This is a genomic window from Pseudoalteromonas fuliginea (assembly GCF_000690055.1).
GTDB lineage: Bacteria > Pseudomonadota > Gammaproteobacteria > Enterobacterales > Alteromonadaceae > Pseudoalteromonas > Pseudoalteromonas fuliginea.
In genome coordinates, this window is sequence record NZ_JJNZ01000017.1 from 75,740 (window position 1) to 94,192 (window position 18,453).

Here is an 18,453-nt window from a genome sequence, read left to right on the forward strand (position 1 = left end):
AAGTGGCTGCCGTTTTTATTTAACGCTATTTAAAATAGCTCTTCTTCTGTTTTTGTATCTTCCTCAAATATATCGGTAGGTTGGGAAAGTACATACTTAGTTGGGGCTGTACCTTTGTCAAAATATTCAAAGCGGCTTGTGTAATCGTTTTTGTGGCTCAGTAAACCTGTTGCTAAATCAATACGAATAGATACTAAGTCTTCGGGTGGTTCTATAGGCGCTTCTGGTGCATCTTCAAGTGCCACTTTCATAAACTCAATCCATGCTGGTTGCGCCGTTTTAGCCCCTGACTCTGCCCCTGAGATTTGACTGCTATCAAGGTTGTTATTATATGTTGAGCGGCCTAACGAGTTACCGGGGTTATCAAACCCAACCCATACAGACGTTAGTACATTACGATTAAAGCCACTAAACCAAGTATCTACTGAGTCATTAGTCGTGCCTGTTTTACCTGAGAGATCGCGTCTCTTTAATGCTTGAGCACGCCAGCCTGTTCCGCTCCAGCCTGTTTTATGTGCCCAACTACCACCGCCCCAAATACCACTATGCATTGCATCAGCAATTAAAAATGCATTCTGTTTAGAGATAATCCGTGGTGCGCATTTTTTTTCTTGTTGCTTTTCAGTTTCGAAATTCTGCATTGTTACATCGTTGTTCAATACGCTTAATGTGCTATCGCTATCGTCACAAGCTTCTGTTGGGTTTGTTTTAAATAACACGTCACCATAAGCATCCTGAATTTCAGAAATGAAGTAGGGTTCTATTAAATGCCCACCATTTGCAAAAGCACTCATACCGCGTGCAAGTTCAAGCGGCGTAATAGAAGCGCTACCAAGCGCAAGTGATTCACTGCGATTAATATCTGAATTTTTGAAGCCAAATTTTAGTAGGTGCTCTGCCGTACGCTGTAGTCCAACTCCGCGTAACAAGCGCACCGAAATAACGTTTTTAGATTGTGCCAAAGCACGACGAATACGAATAGGTCCATTATAAACAGCGGGGCTGTTTTTTGGTCGCCATGCAACGCCTTGGCTTTTATCCCATTGGTTAATTGGTGCATCGTTTAATATTGAGGCTAAGGTGTAGCCTTTTTCCAGTGCAGCAGAGTAAATAAAAGGTTTTATATTAGAGCCTACTTGGCGCTTAGCTTGTACTGCTCGGTTATATTGACTTTGTTCGAAACTATAACCACCCACAATCGCTTTAATGCGCCCATTTTGTGGGTCAAGAGAAACGATGGCACTAGATGCTTCAGGAATTTGGCTAAGTAAATAGCTACCGTCGGTATTTTTACGTAACCAAATTTGTTCGCCGGGTGCGAGTATTTCATTAGTTGCTTTAGGTGCAAAGCCTTGACGATAACGCGTGATGTATTTACGAGCCCACTTTAGGTTATCCCAAGTTAGTGTGGTTTGCTCGCCACTTTTAAGTAATACATCAGCTGTTTTGTCATTCACTGCGATTACAACGGCCGCTTTTAATTGGCCAAACTCATTTACAGATTTTAGCTCACTGAGTATTTGAGACTTGCTAAATACAGGCTGTGTTTCTGGATCCCACAACGTTTTAACAGAGCCTCTATAACCATGGCGCATATCATAATTGTGTAAATTATTGATGAGTGCTGTTTGTGCCGCTTTTTGAACTTGTGACTCAACAGTAGTAAATATTTTATAACCTGAGTTATAGGCTTTATCGATTCCGTAACGTGCCACCATTTCTGCACGCACCATTTCAGAAATATAAGGAGCATACAGATCAATTTCTGCACCGTGAAAATAAGCTGTAATAGGTTGGCTGATGGCATCGTTGTATTGTGTTTGTGTTATGTAGTTTTCTGTTAACATGCGGCCAAGAACAACATTGCGACGAGATTTTGCGCGAGTTGGGTTACGGATCGGGTTTAAGGCTGATGGCGCTTTGGGTAAGCCGGCAATCATCGCCATTTGGGCAAGTGTAAGATCTTTTAATTCTTTTCCGTAATATACCTGTGCAGCAGCGCCAATACCAAAAGCACGGTTACCTAGTTCTATTTTGTTTAAATAGAGTTCAAGAATTTCGTCTTTCGTTAGTAAATTTTCTATATGAAGCGCTATAAAAATTTCTTTAACTTTACGAATATAAGCTTTTTCACGAGTTAAGAAGAAGTTTCGAGCTAGCTGCATTGTTATTGTACTTGCACCTTGCTTTTTTTCGCCTGTTGAAATCAAAACCAATGCAGAACGAACAATACCAATAGGGTCTATTCCCACATGGTCATAAAAACGATTATCTTCAGTTGCTAAAAATGCATTTATTAAAGGTTTTGGTATTTCGTCAATCGTTACAGGGATCCGTCTTTTTTCACCAAATTGATTGATCAGAAGGCCATCTTTAGTGAATACTTGCATAGGAGTTTGTAATTGCACATCTTTTAAAACTTGCACACTTGGAATATCAGGTTTAACGTAGTAATAAAGACTGATTAAAGTAATCAGCCCAAGTAATGTGCAAATGATAAAAAATTGTAAAGTTCGTTTTAATAAAATCACTTATATTTCCCTAAATGGACTCCCAATTATGTATGGAGACTGCTAGTATATATTGATTAAAAAATGAATAATATTTTTTAAGATAAAAATTATAACTTGTTTATTATTAAAACAAAGGCCAAGTTTCAAACATGCTAAGTCAACTATTTCAAAAGCCGTCAAAAATGATGGTAGGAATTGATATTGGATCGCACTCTATCAAGGCGGTACTTTTAAGTGAAATTGAAACTGGATTTCGTCTTGAAGCATTAGCGATTGAACCAATGCCTAAGGGCGCAATGAGCGAACGTATTATTCAAGATATTGAAGCAATTGGTAATGTAATATCAAAATTAAAAAGAAAGTTACCAAAATCACTAAAATCTGCTGCTGTAGCCGTCTCTGGCCAAACAGTTATTACTAAAGTTATTTTTATGGATGTGTCATTAACTGACGCTGAACTTGAATCACAAATTGAAATTGAGGCTGATAGTCTTATTCCATACCCCCTTGATGAAGTTAGCTTAGATTTTGAAAAATTATCAACAAATGAAGCCGATCCAAGTAAAATGAATGTGTTACTTTCTGCAGCCCGCACAGAAAGTGTCGAAGCGCGAGTTGGTGCTTTAGAAGTTGCCAATTTAGAAGCGAAAGTTGTTGATGTAGAAAGCTATGCATTGAGCCGCTCGATGGATGTTTATTACAAGCAGTTACCAAGCGATGCCTTTAATAAGTGTGTTGCTGTAGTTGATATTGGTGCTGTGTTGATGTTGGTGAGTGTTGTACAAGCCGGTGAAACAATATATACCCGCGATCAAGTTTTTGGCGGCGATCAATATACCAATAGTATTGTTGCTTACTATAATAAAGGGTTCGATGAAGCTGAAATTGGAAAAACATCGGGTGATCTTCCGCCAAATTACACTTTTGAAGTACTTGCTCCTTTTCAAACATCATTACTTCAACAAGTACGTCGAGCGGTACAGATGTTTTTGACTACCAGCGGTAAAGACCAAATTGATTATATTGTTCTAACCGGTGGAACGGCCATGATAAATGGGCTAGATCGTTTATTAATAGAAGAACTTGGTATCCACTCCATTGTCGTAGAACCGTTTACGAATATGGAGATTTCTCCCAAGGTAGACCGTAATGTAATGCAACGCCATAGAACACAGTTTGCTATTGCGACAGGACTGGCATTAAGGAATTTTTCATCATGCCACATATAAATTTATTACCTTGGCGTGAATTGCAACGCGAAGAGTCAAAAAAGAAATTTGTTACTATTTTAATTGCTGTTGTTATTGTTTGTTTTGCAAGTATGTATGTATTGAACTCGTTCTATACTGCTTTGAAGGATGGACAGAATTTAAAAAATAACTACCTCAGTTCAGAAATTAGTCTATTAGATAAGAAAATTAGTGATATTAGAGATTTAGATTATAGGAAAGAAAACTTACAACAACGTATGCACCTAATTGAAGAATTACAGAGCAGTCGTAACTTAGGCACTCAAATAATGGATGAAGTTGCTAAAATAGTCCCCGCTGGTGTTTATTTAACTAAGTTAGAACGTCGAGGCAATAGAATTCATGTATTAGGGCGCAGTGAATCAAATAACCGCCTCTCCAACATGCTTAGAGAAGTACAAAACTCATATTTATTAGAGCGCCCAACAATGCAAGGCATTGTTGCTGGCAATCAATCTTCTCGTTTACTTAGTGATTTCAATATGGAGTTTTACGTTAAACCATTTGATAAAATTGGTGAGGTTCCAAATGAACCTTGATTTAAAAGCGTTTAGTGATATTGATTGGAATGAGATTGAACTTGATAATATTGGCGAATGGCCAATTGCTGTTAAGGTTATTTGCGCTACATTTGTTGCTGCTTTAGTGCTGTTTTTTAGTTATAGCTTATTGGTATCTGATGAAATTGATAGTTACCATAATGCGGTTACAAAAGAAGTTGAATTACGGACAACTTATCGTACCAAATATGCTGTAGCCAGCAGGCTTGATATTTATCGTGAACAAATGCTTAAAATGGAGGAGAAATTTTCTCAATTATTAAAGCGTTTACCTACCTCAAATGAAACCCCTGGTTTGTTAGATGATTTATCTTATGTGGGAACTACAAGTGGTTTAACTTTTTTAAAGATTGGCTGGCTGCCAGAAGTTGAAAAAGAATTTTATACTGAGCTACCTATTAAAATAGAGGTTGTAGGTACTTATCATGAGTTTGGTGAATTTGTGGGAAAAGTGGCTCAATTGCCGCGTATTGTGAGCTTACATGACTTTTCTATTTCATCCTCAGGCGAAAAGCAGTTAACATTTAGTGTGGTGGCAAAAACTTATCGCTATGAAGAAGGGGAGGTAAAGTGAAGCATTTTTCCTTTATTCCTATAGTTGCTCTCCTGCTAAGTGGTTGTAACGACGATACCTCAGAACAAAAAGAGTTTATAGATCAAGTTAAAGCGAGTACGACTGCTAGAGTTGAAGCAATTCCTGAATTAACAAAGTTCGAGCATTTTGAATATAACGCTGGGCAGCTAAGGAGTCCTTTTGTGGCCCCGCAGCCTGAAATAATCCAAAACAAATTAACTCAAGTTAAAAATTGTTTACATCCGGATCCTGAACGCCAACGTGAAACCTTAGAAAAATACCCACTGGATAATTTATCTATGAAAGGAACAATCGGATCAAGTGGACAAGCTTGGGCGCTCATTACAGCTACAGACGATACTTTACATCGTATTACAGTCGGTAATTATTTAGGTAGCTATGATGGCAAAGTACAATCAGTAAATAATGATTATATTGAGTTAATAGAATTAATCCCAGATGGGTCTGGTTGTTGGAAAGAGCGCCTGACTAAATTAGAAATGTTAGAGGCGGCAACCAATGGCGCAGGTTAATAACAAAAAAGGTAAGAACAAAATGCATAAGGGTGTACTTTGGCACAATCGTATTCAACGAGCACTATTTGCAACTTTAGCTCTGGTTATAGCCAATTCAGCTATTGCAGCGCCGTTGCTCTATGATATTCGTTATAACCCATTACTCAAGGGTGAAACCGAGTTGCAGCTGGTATTTGATGAAAAGTTAACGCAAGAACCAAAAATACAAGTATTTAATAGCCCGGCACGAATTGAAATGATGTTTGATTCGGCACAATTAGAGCAAGGTCTTGAAAATGTACAGGTAAACCAAGCTGGCATTAACAATGTTACTAATGTACTTACTGATAAGGGATTAAAAGTAACAATAAATCTTACTCGTTTGAAAATCTATGAGACGGAAGTTAATAATAATTTAGTGTCTTTACGTGTTTCTGATAACCCATTAACAGAGCAAGACGTTGATGATGAAGCAACTAGCTCTGATGCAGTGTCTGGAAATTATATCAATCGGATTCAGTCTATTGACTTTCGTCGGGGGGAGAAGGGCGAGGCAAAAATACTGGTGTTCTTACAAGATACGCAAGCCGCAATAGAAGTGCATGAAAGTGGTGGTAAAATTATTGCTGATTTTCATCATACAGATATTTTAGATGACTTACTGTATGAGTTAGATGTGCTCGATTTTGGCACCGTAGTAAGCAGCATTGAAACTTTTAAAGAAGATGGATTAAGCCGCGTTGTTATTGAACCAAATGCCGCTTTTACTTTTACCTACCAACAAATAGATAATATTCTTACTTTAACGGTGGAAAGAGACGAAACGCAAAATGCATATTTAGATGGCGGTAAAGATTACCAAGGCCGCCTAATGACATTAAATTTTCAAGATATTTCTGTTCGTGCAGTGTTACAAATCATAGCGGGCTATAATGATTTTAATTTAGTCACTAGTGACTCGGTGACAGGTAATATTACATTACGCTTAGATGGCGTGCCTTGGGATCAGGCGCTTGATGTTGTTCTTAAAATTAAAGGCTTAGACAAGCGTATGGATGGTTCTATTTTGATGGTTGCGCCATCAGAAGAGCTTGCTGCACGTGAAGCTAAAGATTTACAAGCAAAGCAGAACGTAGAAAACTTAGAGCCGCTTTACAGTGAATACATTCGTTTAAACTACGCAAAAGCAGAAGAGTTTGCTGATTTATTAAAAACAGATACAAATAGTATTATCACTCAACGTGGTAGCGTATCTGTTGATAAGCGTACTAATACATTATTACTCAAAGATACGGCCAAAAGTATTGAGAGCGTGCGACGCATGGTCGAAACACTTGATATAGCGGTTAGACAGGTTGTAATCGAATCACGTATGGTAACCGTGCGTGATAATGTAACCGAAGATTTAGGTGTGCGCTGGGGGTTTAGCGACCAGCAGGGCAGTGATGGCATATCAGGTACACTTGAAGGCGCTAATACAATATCAAATGGTATCATTCCTGATATCTCTGATCGTTTAAACGTGAATTTACCCGTGACAAACCCATCAGCAAGTATCGGCATGCATATCGCCAAGTTAGCTAACGGTACTTTGATTGATTTAGAGTTAACAGCTCTTGAGGAAGAAAACAAAGGTGAGATTATTGCGAGCCCTCGTATTACTACTGCAAACCAACAACAAGCACGAATAGAGCAAGGTACTGAAATCCCTTATGTTGAGTCAGCTTCTAGTGGTGCGACAACGGTTAGCTTTAAAAAAGCAGTACTGAGTTTACAAGTAACCCCTCATATAACTCCTGATAATAAAGTTATTTTGGATTTAATTATTACTCAAGATACGCGAGGAGATACAGTTCAAACAGGAACTGGGCCAGCTGTTGCAATTGATACTCAGCAAATTCAGACACAAGTGCTAGTGGAAAATGGGCAAACAATCGTGCTCGGCGGTATTTTTCAGCAGCAAATCATAAATTCGACTAAAAAAGTACCTCTACTTGGTGATATTCCGTACTTAGGAAGGCTGTTTAAGAGTACAAGTGAGTTTAACGAAAAGAGAGAATTACTTATTTTTGTAACACCAAAAATACAAATAGACTAAAATTAGGCGTATTTTTGTTAACCAATGGGCGATTATTCAGATTAATTGCTCGTTATATGGCTTTTTATTCTAATTGACTTGAAATACCCCAGCAATTACTGAGATAATCCCCTCCTTAATTTTGGGGCCAGGTCGTTAGGCGGGGTTTTATTTCAAATTTTAGAGTTCGTTTGTACTAAAAGATATGGCTGAGAAACGTAATATATTTCTAATTGGCCCCATGGGGGCTGGAAAAAGCACAATTGGTCGTCACATTGCCGATCAATTACACCTTGAATTTGTTGATTCTGATCAAGAAATCGAACGCCGTACCGGTGCAGATATTGCCTGGGTGTTTGATCTTGAAGGTGAAGAAGGCTTTAGACTTCGTGAAGAATCTGTTATTGGCGACTTAACTGAGATGCAAGGTATTGTACTTGCAACTGGTGGTGGTTCAGTAATGAGTAAAGAAGTTCGAAACAAGCTTTCTGCTCGCGGTATAGTAGTATACCTAGAGACACCTATAGAAAAGCAAGTTGCACGCACACAACGCGACAAGCGTCGCCCATTGCTGCAAACTGAAGAAGCACCTCGTGATGTACTAGAGCGCTTAGCAGAAGAACGCGAACCGTTATATAAAGAAGTGGCTGATTTTGTTGTACGCACTGATGAGCAAAGCGCTAAAGTTGTTGCTAACCAAATCATCGAGAAATTAGATTTTTAAAAACCAATAATAAAGGAAGACTGAGCATGCTTGAATTAACTGTTAATTTGGACGAGCGAAGTTATCCTATATATATTGGTCAATCTGCACTTCAAGATAATGGCCGCCTAATTCACTACATTGGTGATTGTCGGCCTATCATCATTACTAATGACACAGTTGCACCTTTATATCTACAAGGGCTACTTGATTCGTTAGCTGAGCTAAAACCACTCTCTTTTGTCATACCTGACGGTGAGCAATACAAATCACTAGAATGGTTTGAAAAAATATCTGCTTTTTTACTCCAAAATAACTGCGGTCGTGATACGTGCTTAATTGCATTAGGTGGTGGTGTTATAGGTGACTTAACTGGGTTTGTAGCTGCATGTTACCAACGCGGTGTGCCATTTATTCAAATACCAACCACATTGTTATCGCAAGTAGACTCATCAGTTGGTGGTAAAACAGCTGTAAATCATCCTTTAGGTAAAAATATGATTGGGGCATTTTATCAGCCACAAGCGGTTTTTATTGATACCAAATCTTTGCATACGCTACCAGCAAGAGAGTTTGCTGCCGGTATGGCTGAGGTTATAAAATATGGATTGATTTATGATACTGAATTATTTAGTTATTTAGAAAAAAACGTAAAAGACTTACAGCAATTAAATGAAGCGTGTTTACAGCATATTATTTTTAGATGTTGTGAAATTAAAGCTTTAATTGTTGCTCAAGATGAAAAAGAGCAAGGCCTTAGGGCACTTTTGAATCTGGGTCATACATTTGCCCATGCGATTGAAGCGCAGATGGGTTACGGTATTTGGCTACATGGTGAAGCTGTTGCAACAGGAATGGTGCTTGCCGCACAACTTGCTCATACACGCAAAGACTTGAGTGCTGATGAAGTGGCACGTATTATTGATGTTATTACGCAATATAACTTACCAACTAAAATACCTACAGAAATGACAAGCGAGCAGTTTTTAACGCATATGCGTAAAGACAAAAAGAATAAAAAAGGTACAATTCGGTTTATTTTACCAACCCAATTTGGTCAATGCGCATTAGTTGATGATGTATCTGACGACCAAGTTCGAGCCTTAATCGAGCAATAAATGCAGTCACAAATTTTACCAAGCCGTGCGGCTTTGGTGGATAGAATCGCATTGCAATTTGAATACGGGCAAAACCTTATCGTTTTACTTGGCACATCAGGGCTAGGTAAAAGTTATATGCTCGAAACCTTCATTACCGATAAATATAATGACTTCAATAAAGCTTTTGTACAAGTAACAGGAAAAATGACTGATACTCAGCTTATGAGTCAGTTATTAGAACAAAGCTTTAATGCTCCTTTGGTGGATCATAACTTAAGCTTATCTGAAAACTATTATCAATTGCTTCAACAGCAAACATGTGGGCCTTGTTTGTGGGTGCTTGACGGTGGTAGACATCTCTCAGAAGAAATACTCATTGAGCTTGAGTCATTGGCTAAAATGAGTCCAAGTACCTTGTATATTATGGTCGCTTCACAATCAAAACTGTTTTTTAATGATGTTGTTGAAATTTATTTAGAGCCTTTAAGTCTACGAGAAAGTAAGCAGCTTATGAGTTGGTACTTCACTGCTCTTCCTTATGACGAGGATCCTGTTTTCCAGACTTTTTTGTCTGAAGCTCGAGGGAATCCTAGTTTATTGTTGGCATGGCAACCCACTGAACATGTGGCAGATTTTACAGTTAAAGATAAAGTATCGTGGCGATTACACTTATTAACTTTACTGTTGATAATAATGTTCTTAATTATAGGTTTATTGTATAAATCAAATATGACGCAATGGTGGCAGCAATATCATCAGCAGGAGCAACCTGAGTTGCTAACGTTAGCCATTCCAGTGAGCGAAGTAAGTAATCGACTCATGCCTCCTAATGAAGCGCCTATCCCCCAAATACTTCCAGATGTAATAAACGAGACGAAGCTTAAAGAGCACCAGAATGATGTGCCCGCAATTATGCAAAGCTTAAAAAAAACGAGCGTAAAAACGGAACGGTTAGCTACAAATATAAAAATAGCTGAAGAGCCACCTAAACCGCAAGTGAAGAATGAACAATCAGATGTTGAAAAGAATTGGTACTTACAACAGCCTACTCACCACATTGTAATTCAGTTATTAGCCGTAACACAGCAGCAAATTAGTATTGAGTTTATGACTAAATATGAACTGGAAGGTGAGGCCTATACTTATCAAACTAAAAGAAACAACAAAATTTGGTGGGTAGTTACGTTTGGTAATTTTGCGAGTTTAGAGGATGCAAAATTGGCAATGAAAACATTGCCTTCTGACATTTTAAAAAATAAACCTTTTTATAAAAAAATTAGCAAAATAAAACAAGAAATAGCACTAGTTGATCAGTAAATTAAATCGCTTTAGTGTAAAATCGCGTAACACCAGATTGAAGTAAAGAGCCAATGCAGCAAAAGAGTAGAGCCTTCCTTAAATGGGCTGGCGGAAAATACAGCCTCGTTGATGATATTAACGCGCGACTAAACCAAGCAAGCAAGCATGCAGACACTTTGGTTGAACCTTTTGTTGGTGCTGGATCGGTGTTTTTAAATAGTAATTTTAAACATTATATTCTTAATGATATAAATGCAGATTTAATAAACTTATACAAAGAACTAAGAAATTCACCAGATGAGTTTATTAGTGATGCAAAAAAGCTATTTGTTGATTTGAATAACCATCCTGACGCTTACTATGAGTATCGTGTACAGTTTAATCAAAGCCGCGATGTATATGAGCGATCAATGTTATTTTTGTACATGAACCGCTATGGTTATAACGGGTTGTGTAGATACAACTTAAAAGGTATTTTTAATGTGCCTTTCGGTAAATATAAAAAGCCTTATTTTCCTGAAAAAGAAATGTATTTTTTTGCCGCGAAAGCTCAGCAAGCAACTTTCACCTGTTTAGATTACGATGATGTATTTAAATTGGTACCCGAGAATGCAGTTATCTATTGCGACCCGCCATATGTACCCTTAAGTAAAACTGCATCATTCACCTCTTATGCAAAGGGTGGCTTTAATTTAGATGATCAGGCTAACTTAGCTAATTTGGCAGAGCGGGCAGCATTTGAAAATAATACACCAGTACTTATATCTAACCACGATACAGTATGGACACGAAAGATTTATAGCCAGGCATCATTGGATCAAATTCAAGTAAAGCGGACTATTAGCCCTAAAGGCGGTTCTCGTAATAAAGTAGATGAGTTAATGGCTATGTATTTACCACTAAAGCAACAATCGCGTAAATCGAAAATACAAAAACTATAAAAAGCACAATCGCAATTATAATTATTGAATATGGAGAGTGTTTTTTGAAGTCTGAATTGCGTTTGCTTTCTGATTGAACGCCAAAAAATGCTGCTAGCACACTTTGTAACGCGCTAAAAAATTGCAGCATTATATTAAAATAGAGGATTTAAAGATGGCGCTTTTTTCGAATCATCTGAGCTGGTAAGTAGTTCTAATAAATCTAAATAATGAAACTGCGCACTTCTACTATCACCAGTAATCCACGAAACCCAAGATGAATCCTCTTCTATCTTAATACACACTTCTGCAGTATTTTTAGAAACCACAGATAGATTTTGATAATGGCAATTATTTACTGAGCTAATTTCTGGCTCAGAATTTGGAGAGAAACTAAACGCCCCAATAAACAATAATGCCGATGCAATTAATATCCCTGTTTTAAAAGCTCGCATATGTAGGCCTAATTATTTGTTACTTTTTTAATCATACCAAAGGTTGGTTAAATAACAAACTTAAATATTTAAGATAATAGTGAATAATTATTAAAAATAATAACTTAACTATTCTTTTTAATTTTAGGGATCCATCATTATCTTTTATCCGTTCTTGGGTAACTTCATTAATTAAGTTACATTAACGAAATATACTATTTATTGATGGAGTTAATCATGTTTAACCCAGAGCAAAAATATTTAATTGCCCCTTCTATATTGTCCGCTGATTTTGCAAAACTAGGCGAAGATGTTGATAAAGTACTCGATGCGGGTGCTGACGTGGTTCATTTTGATGTGATGGATAATCACTATGTACCTAATCTCACAATTGGCCCAATGGTGTGTAAAGCACTCAGAGATTACGGTATAACAGCACCTATCGACGTACATTTAATGGTTAAACCTGTAGATAGTCTTATTCCACTGTTTGCAGAGGCTGGCGCATCAATTATTACTTTTCATCCAGAAGCCAGTGAACACGTTGATCGTACAATACAGTTAATTAAAGATCATGGCTGTAAAGCAGGCTTAGTGTTTAACCCTGCAACGAGTCTAAGTTACTTAGATCATGTTATTGATAAGCTAGATACCATTTTACTAATGTCGGTTAACCCAGGTTTTGGCGGGCAAAGCTTTATCCCTCATACGCTTGAAAAATTACGCCAAGCTAAGCAACGCATTATTGAATCGGGTCGAGATATTCGCTTAGAGGTTGATGGTGGCATTAAAGTCGATAATATTGCAGCAGCAGCACAAGCAGGCGCTGACATGTTTGTGGCAGGCTCCGCTATTTTTAACCAACCTGATTACAAAGTGGTGATTGATCAAATGCGTGAGCAGCTTGGAAGTGTAAAATAATGAAGTACGACGTCGCCTTATTTGATTTAGATGGTACTTTGGTTGATAGCGTTTACGACTTGTATATTGCAATTAACCTAACCTTGAGTGACCTCGCTTTTCCTATCGTTAGCCAACGCTTAGTTGAAAGCTGGGTAGGTAATGGCATAGAAGTACTCGTTAAGCGTGCTTTGAGTGGCGATATGCAGGTGAGTGAACATTTAGACGAGTCACTTAGTGATAAAGCAATATCACGGTTTTATAAGCACTATGAACAACAAGTTGGTGAGTATAGTGTGCTGTACCAACACGTGGAAACTGGGCTTGCAGCACTTCGTGGTATGCCAAAAGCACTAATCACTAATAAGTCTCGAATATTTACAGAAAAACTACTCGATAAACTGGCACTAACGAGTCATTTTGATGTGATTGTATGCGGTGACGACATGGCAAAAAAACCGTCGCCAGAACCATTGCTATTTGCCTGCAAAAAACTAAATGCGGAGCCTAATAAAGCAATAATGATAGGTGATTCTAAAAGCGATATACTTGCAGCTAAAGCCGCTAATATAGACGTAATTGCACTTAGTTATGGCTATAACCAAGGTGAAAATCTTAAGGATTACAATCCACAGTACCTATGCGATAACTTCTTAGATATAATACCTGTTCTAACGCAGCGTTAAATATTATTCATTAAGCAAAATAAAGGAAAATCATGAGTAAACCAGTAGTTTTAAGCGGCATTCAGCCAACCGGTGGTATGACAATAGGCAACTATGTTGGCGCTATTAACCAGTGGCTAAAGTTACAGGAAGACCACGAAAGTTTCTTTATGTTAGTAGACTTACACGCTATTACTGTTCGCCAAGAGCCTGAATTACTGCGCTCTCGCGTGTTAGATGGTATTGCTCTTTACGCGGCATGTGGCATTGATCCTGAAAAATCTGCGTTATTTGTACAATCACAAGTACCTGAGCACGCACAGTTAGCATGGGTATTAAATTGTTACGCGCAAATGGGTGAGCTTAATCGAATGACTCAGTTTAAAGACAAGTCATCTAAGCATGCAAATAACGTAAACGTGGGCTTATTTTCATATCCGGTATTACAGGCTGCGGATATTTTATTATACCAAGCTGATCAAGTACCAGTAGGGGATGACCAAAAGCAGCATTTAGAGCTGACTCGCGATATAGCCACACGCTTTAATAATTTATATGGCGACGTATTTAAATTACCAGAACCGTACATTCCACAGTTTGGTGCACGCGTAATGAGCTTGCAAGATCCACTTAAAAAGATGTCTAAGTCTGACGAAAACCCAAATGGTTACATCATGTTATTAGATGAGCCTAAACAAATTGTGAAAAAGCTTAAAAAAGCAGTAACTGATTCAGATGAACAAGCACGTATTTATTTTGATCGCACAGAAAAGCCTGGCGTATCAAACTTGCTTACTTTATTGAGTGTTGCAACTAAACGTTCAATTGAAGACCTAGTGCCTGAGTATGAAGATAAAATGTATGGCCACCTGAAAAAAGACACTGCCGATGCAATTGTCAACATGATTGAGCCAATTCAAGCACGCTTTAAAGAAATCAGAGAAGATCAAAACCTACTTGATGGCATAATGAAGTCAGGTGCTGAAAAAGCAAGTGTACGTGCTGAGAAAACATTGAAATCGGTATACGATGCGCTTGGTTTTATTCCTCGCGGGTAAGTTTATTAAAATAAAAAATGCCGCTTGTTAGCGGCATTTTTTATATAGCACATATCAACATGATAGACCCAAATAGAAACAGTAGCGATATAGCTAGTTTGTCTGTTTTATCCATTATTCAGCCCCTCTTACTGTTATATCTGCCGTGCTATCAATATCAACTAGAGAAACTTTATAGCCCTTGTTTTCAAGTAAGGTAAGTAAACTATCTTGTCCTGCAAGATGGGCAACTCCAACAAGTACAAACTCATTTTTGTCGTTGTTAAACATGGCTTCTACTTTTGGTAACCAATCATTATTTCTATCTGTAATGATTTGTTTATAGCTATTCGGATCATTTTTCTGCATATCTTCAAGTGCCACTTTATTTAGGGTGTCTGTATCACCTTTGCGCCATGCAGCTAAAAGCCCTTTAAACATATCGCTATAGTTGTGAAGCTCGGCTAAGTTACGTTTAATGAAATCGTTTTCGTTGCCTTGACCCATTGCTTTAAAAAGCTCTAACTGAAATTCCATTGTTTCTAAGTAATTTTTTGTTTTGTTATCTTCAGTCGCTTTTTTAGTAAAGTAAGCATCAACCCCTTCACCCATTATATTTTGTTTTTGAAGCTCCATCGACATTAAAACAATACTAACCATAGCAGGGCGATAACCATCTAACTTAGCTAGGTTAGCGCCAAACTCGCTAAGCTTATTTTCAAGTGAAGCTTTAATCTGGGGTTCTAGCTTTTGACTTAACGTTTCGTTATTTTTATACGATAGCGCGCCTAACATTTGCATTTGTGCATTGGTGTCGGCTGGGTCAGGTAACGGTGCTTCTAAAATAATTGTATCTGCTTGTTCATAAGCATGGTTAAACTCAGCGGGCAGTGGCATTTCAGCTTTAGGTAGTATGTGAACTGTACCGCCAATAAATAGTGAGTCATTGCCATTACTTACTTGCCATACAGAGCTTTGAGCCTGTGCTGTATTTGCTAAAAAGCTACAACTAAGTAATACGCTGGCAGATACTAATTTTTTTGTGAATTTTTTCATGATAATTCCTTAATATAACTTTTAATTTTATTGTTTTTAGTTCGATAACACATTACTGAAATATGCAGTGATTGACGATGTTACCTTTGAAAGGCTTTTATCAATTTGCGTGTTTATTTTGCTCATTGAAGAGTCAAGCTCAGCTGATATTTTTTCATCCATTAAAGAAAGTAACGTTTGCGTATCAATATTACTTTTTAAAGACTCAGAAGCGTCTATTTTGTTTGCTTTTTGCAGCTTTTGATTAACAGGGTTAATCGCCTCTATACTTTTACCAATCATGTATTGCTCAAAATTACTTTGATCGGTGTGTTGTTTAGCGTCAGCTGCAATAACTGAAGTTGTATTAAAAGCAGTTGCTAGTAGTAAAGCCGGTAGTACTTTTTTCATTGTGCTATTCATAATTAAACCTTTATATTTTTAATTGCAGCCAATTTAGAATCACAAATGATTTTTTACTAAGCTGCTTGTTGATGACGGTTTAAAGAATATCGCTGAATTTATTGAGAGTCGCTTATCTAGTTGTGAGCAATTAATAGATAAGGTTTTGAAACTAAATAATTGTTTAAATTTAGTATGTTAGATTTAAACCTTATAATGCTAATATAAGGTTTAAAATGCTTTTTCTATAAAATAAAGTGTAGATGTGATACGGTTTATAAAAATAAAAATACGTAAAGACTATGAATTATCAAATCGGACCTTGGCAATTTATTAGTAATCGCTGTGTGATTACTTCAAACCATTTAGAAAGAGAGTTAGATCCACTTTTAGTAAAGTTATTACTCCACTTTATAGACAAGCCTCAACAAATCGTTTCCCGCCAAGAGCTTATTGAGAGTGTATGGCAACAGAGCTTTGTTGATGATAATGCGATTAACCGTGCAATCTCAGAGTTAAGAAAGCAGCTTGCCCACCCAATTGAAAAAGCGCCGCTTTTAAAAACGCATTACCGTAAAGGATATAGCCTAACAGTAATAGCTGAGCGTTTAACGCAAGCAAACGTCTCCAAAGAGTCTGCAAACATTTTGCCTGACTCACCGGGTATTTCTGCCAAAAATGAAGAGATAGCTACTGCAACTACTTCTCAACCAGTTCAAAAAAAGAATAGTAAAAAGTTTTTGATTTATTCTTTACTCGTCATTATTTGCCTGTGCTCTTTAGTATGGTTTGGGTTGTTTTTTATTAATGCACCTTCTAGCGAAAATATTAAACAGATCACGGTTAATAAGGTAGCAAGCACGTGGAATATAGGCAGTGAGGTTCACCCTGAGATGTCCTCAGATAAACAATATTTAGCTTATACAAATGTTGAACCTGAAAATGACATAATGCATGCATTTGTAAAGCGACTATCTGATCAAAGGGAAGTTGAAATTACCTATCCTGGCTTTCAAGTATCTATTTTATCGTGGCAGTTAAATCAGCACTCTGTGTTGTTACAAGCGACCAACTTAAAGCAGCAAAAGTGTGAAATGGTACTGGTTGATTTAAGCCAGTTTCCTGTTATAGGAGAGGCTACTTTAATTAAAAAGTGCGACCTTAGATACACAGGTTATGCGCAAGTAGACGAAAGTGGTGAGCATATTTATTACACCGAATATAAAAATGAGCATGAGGGTTCAGGTTTATATAAATATGATTTAGAACTTAAAAAAGAATTCATAGTGATCCCACCACCAGGCGTCATGTATGGCGTAATCATGCCTCGTTTATCTCATTCTGGTAGTAAAATAGCATATGTACTTAGTCAAAAGGGTAAGCCTTTTTCTGTATTTAGCTACAACTTTGAGACTCATGAAACCAAGCGGTTATTTAAAGCAAAGAAAAGCATAATTAGCTTCGCGTTTGACTGGCTTGCAGACGATAAAGGCGTGATTGTTTTTGAAGACTCTGAGCTTTCAACCATTGTGTTTGATGAAAATAATATTATTAAACGCACACTAACGGTTACCCCAGCAATTTCACCTTATTATATTGCAGTTCACTCTGATAACAGCCTATTTTACTCGGAAAATATGACACAGGCATACTCGCTGATTAAAGCTACAGACCCTTTTGGTGATAATCCTGAGTATGAAGCACTTTATAAAAGTGATAAAGACGAGTACAACATTGCTGAAATAATTAATAAGGAAGGGACAGCACATGTTTTTGTATCAGAGCGTTCTGGCAGCAGTCAATTGTGGCTCTCTCAAAATGGTCTTACAAAGCAACTTAGCTTTTTTAATTACGATGATGGCTCATCAACTTTTGTATTGGGAGGACTAAGAGCCTCTCCTAATAAGCAACGCATGATATTCATGAAAAATAAAGGCTTTTCACTTTATGACGTAAACGCTCAAAAATTTTATCCATTTGAAGAATTTAATAAGCATAAAATAGTAAGCTATATTTGGTCAAAAAATAACGACAGCATTATTTATGTTAAGCGACTTGGTTCAAAAAATATATTGGCAGAATTTAATTTAGTAACACGTGATACACGTGTAATTGAAGGTATAAAAGCTAATAAACTCATTTCAGATAGTAAAGGTAACGGGTACGTAACCAATGATAATCAGTTAATTCGCCTTTCAGATAGGCAAAGCTGGGAATTACCTAAAAACGCCAAAAAGTCAGTTGCATATGGAGTTAGCAAAGACTATTTCTATTATTCAGATTCTATTTCTAGAGTCGCTAGACTAAATTTACACGATCAAACTATACAAGATATACACGTGGACTTTCGACCTATTGGTTTTGAAGTGAGTTCAGATAACGAAATTTTATTCACGGGTGCTAAATACAAAGATATGCAAATTATACAAATTAGTTGGGATGAATAAAAAGTTTATCAAGGACTAACAG

At 37.2% G+C, this 18,453-nt stretch carries 18 protein-coding genes; 13 read left to right on the forward strand and 5 right to left on the reverse strand.

Features of this window, described 5'->3' with window-relative positions:
- Positions 1-29: 29 nt before the first annotated feature.
- Positions 30-2,531 (reverse strand): penicillin-binding protein 1A, encoded by a 2,502-nt coding sequence (locus DC53_RS14860; protein ID WP_033028835.1) that lies wholly within the window; start codon positions 2,529-2,531, stop codon positions 30-32.
- A gap of 131 nt (positions 2,532-2,662) precedes the next feature.
- Between DC53_RS14860 and DC53_RS14855 the strand changes: the two genes are divergently transcribed.
- The 9 genes from DC53_RS14855 to DC53_RS14815 all read left to right on the forward strand — a co-directional run bounded on the left by DC53_RS14855 (position 2,663) and on the right by DC53_RS14815 (position 11,532).
- Entirely contained in the window at positions 2,663-3,742 is a 1,080-nt protein-coding gene (locus DC53_RS14855; RefSeq protein WP_007378655.1) for a pilus assembly protein PilM, read from the forward strand.
- Positions 3,730-4,302 carry a PilN domain-containing protein gene (locus tag DC53_RS14850; protein WP_007378656.1) on the forward strand — a complete coding sequence of 191 codons (573 nt, stop codon included), beginning with the start codon at positions 3,730-3,732 and terminating at the stop codon, positions 4,300-4,302. Before DC53_RS14855 ends, DC53_RS14850 begins: the two co-directional genes overlap by 13 nt.
- A complete protein-coding gene (locus tag DC53_RS14845; protein WP_007378657.1) occupies positions 4,292-4,897 on the forward strand; it encodes a type IV pilus inner membrane component PilO in 606 nt (201 codons plus the stop codon). The genes DC53_RS14850 and DC53_RS14845 overlap by 11 nt, the downstream gene beginning before the upstream one ends.
- The gene (locus tag DC53_RS14840) at positions 4,894-5,430 is read left to right on the forward strand and encodes a pilus assembly protein PilP (RefSeq protein ID WP_007378658.1); all 537 of its coding nucleotides are present in this window, start codon (positions 4,894-4,896) and stop codon (positions 5,428-5,430) included. Before DC53_RS14845 ends, DC53_RS14840 begins: the two co-directional genes overlap by 4 nt.
- Positions 5,417-7,510: a type IV pilus secretin PilQ gene (locus tag DC53_RS14835; protein ID WP_033023843.1), complete on the forward strand. Its 2,094-nt coding sequence runs from the start codon at positions 5,417-5,419 to the stop codon at positions 7,508-7,510. The genes DC53_RS14840 and DC53_RS14835 overlap by 14 nt, the downstream gene beginning before the upstream one ends.
- Before the next feature lie 184 nt (positions 7,511-7,694).
- Positions 7,695-8,213, forward strand: a complete 519-nt coding sequence (gene aroK / locus DC53_RS14830; protein WP_006793103.1) for a shikimate kinase AroK — start codon at positions 7,695-7,697, stop codon at positions 8,211-8,213.
- Between the two features lie 26 nt (positions 8,214-8,239).
- Positions 8,240-9,310 carry a 3-dehydroquinate synthase gene (gene aroB / locus DC53_RS14825; protein ID WP_033028836.1) on the forward strand — a complete coding sequence of 357 codons (1,071 nt, stop codon included), beginning with the start codon at positions 8,240-8,242 and terminating at the stop codon, positions 9,308-9,310.
- Complete coding sequence (locus DC53_RS14820; protein WP_033028837.1) at positions 9,311-10,609, forward strand: AAA family ATPase; 1,299 nt, start codon at positions 9,311-9,313, stop codon at positions 10,607-10,609.
- 53 nt (positions 10,610-10,662) lie between these two features.
- Positions 10,663-11,532 (forward strand): Dam family site-specific DNA-(adenine-N6)-methyltransferase, encoded by an 870-nt coding sequence (locus DC53_RS14815; RefSeq protein WP_007378664.1) that lies wholly within the window; start codon positions 10,663-10,665, stop codon positions 11,530-11,532.
- Here DC53_RS14815 and DC53_RS21610 read toward each other — a convergent pair.
- Together DC53_RS21610 and DC53_RS14810 are read right to left on the reverse strand one after the other, a co-directional pair.
- Positions 11,477-11,662, reverse strand: a complete 186-nt coding sequence (locus tag DC53_RS21610) for a DUF2970 domain-containing protein (protein WP_081824543.1) — start codon at positions 11,660-11,662, stop codon at positions 11,477-11,479. The two genes, DC53_RS14815 and DC53_RS21610, sit on opposite strands and share 56 nt — an antisense overlap.
- A gap of 4 nt (positions 11,663-11,666) precedes the next feature.
- On the reverse strand, positions 11,667-11,966 hold the full coding sequence (locus DC53_RS14810; RefSeq protein ID WP_007378665.1) for a hypothetical protein: 300 nt from the start codon (positions 11,964-11,966) through the stop codon (positions 11,667-11,669).
- Between the two features lie 216 nt (positions 11,967-12,182).
- Here DC53_RS14810 and rpe point away from each other — a divergent pair, with 216 nt between their 5' ends.
- The 3 genes from rpe to trpS are packed head-to-tail and all read left to right on the forward strand — an operon-like array spanning position 12,183 to position 14,568.
- A complete protein-coding gene (gene rpe / locus DC53_RS14805) occupies positions 12,183-12,866 on the forward strand; it encodes a ribulose-phosphate 3-epimerase (protein ID WP_033028838.1) in 684 nt (227 codons plus the stop codon).
- Entirely contained in the window at positions 12,866-13,531 is a 666-nt protein-coding gene (locus DC53_RS14800) for a phosphoglycolate phosphatase (RefSeq protein WP_033028839.1), read from the forward strand. The genes rpe and DC53_RS14800 overlap by 1 nt, the downstream gene beginning before the upstream one ends.
- 32 nt (positions 13,532-13,563) lie before the next feature.
- Positions 13,564-14,568, forward strand: coding sequence for a tryptophan--tRNA ligase (gene trpS, locus DC53_RS14795; RefSeq protein WP_033028840.1), 1,005 nt, complete (start codon positions 13,564-13,566; stop codon positions 14,566-14,568).
- Between the two features lie 114 nt (positions 14,569-14,682).
- Here the strand turns inward: trpS and DC53_RS14790 are convergent, their stop codons facing one another.
- Positions 14,683-15,603, reverse strand: coding sequence for a TraB/GumN family protein (locus DC53_RS14790; protein ID WP_007378669.1), 921 nt, complete (start codon positions 15,601-15,603; stop codon positions 14,683-14,685).
- 36 nt (positions 15,604-15,639) lie between these two features.
- Entirely contained in the window at positions 15,640-16,005 is a 366-nt protein-coding gene (locus DC53_RS14785) for a hypothetical protein (RefSeq protein WP_007378670.1), read from the reverse strand.
- Positions 16,006-16,286: 281 nt separating this feature from the next.
- Between DC53_RS14785 and DC53_RS14780 the strand changes: the two genes are divergently transcribed.
- Positions 16,287-18,431 (forward strand): transcriptional regulator, encoded by a 2,145-nt coding sequence (locus DC53_RS14780; protein ID WP_033028841.1) that lies wholly within the window; start codon positions 16,287-16,289, stop codon positions 18,429-18,431.
- Positions 18,432-18,453: the final 22 nt, after the last annotated feature.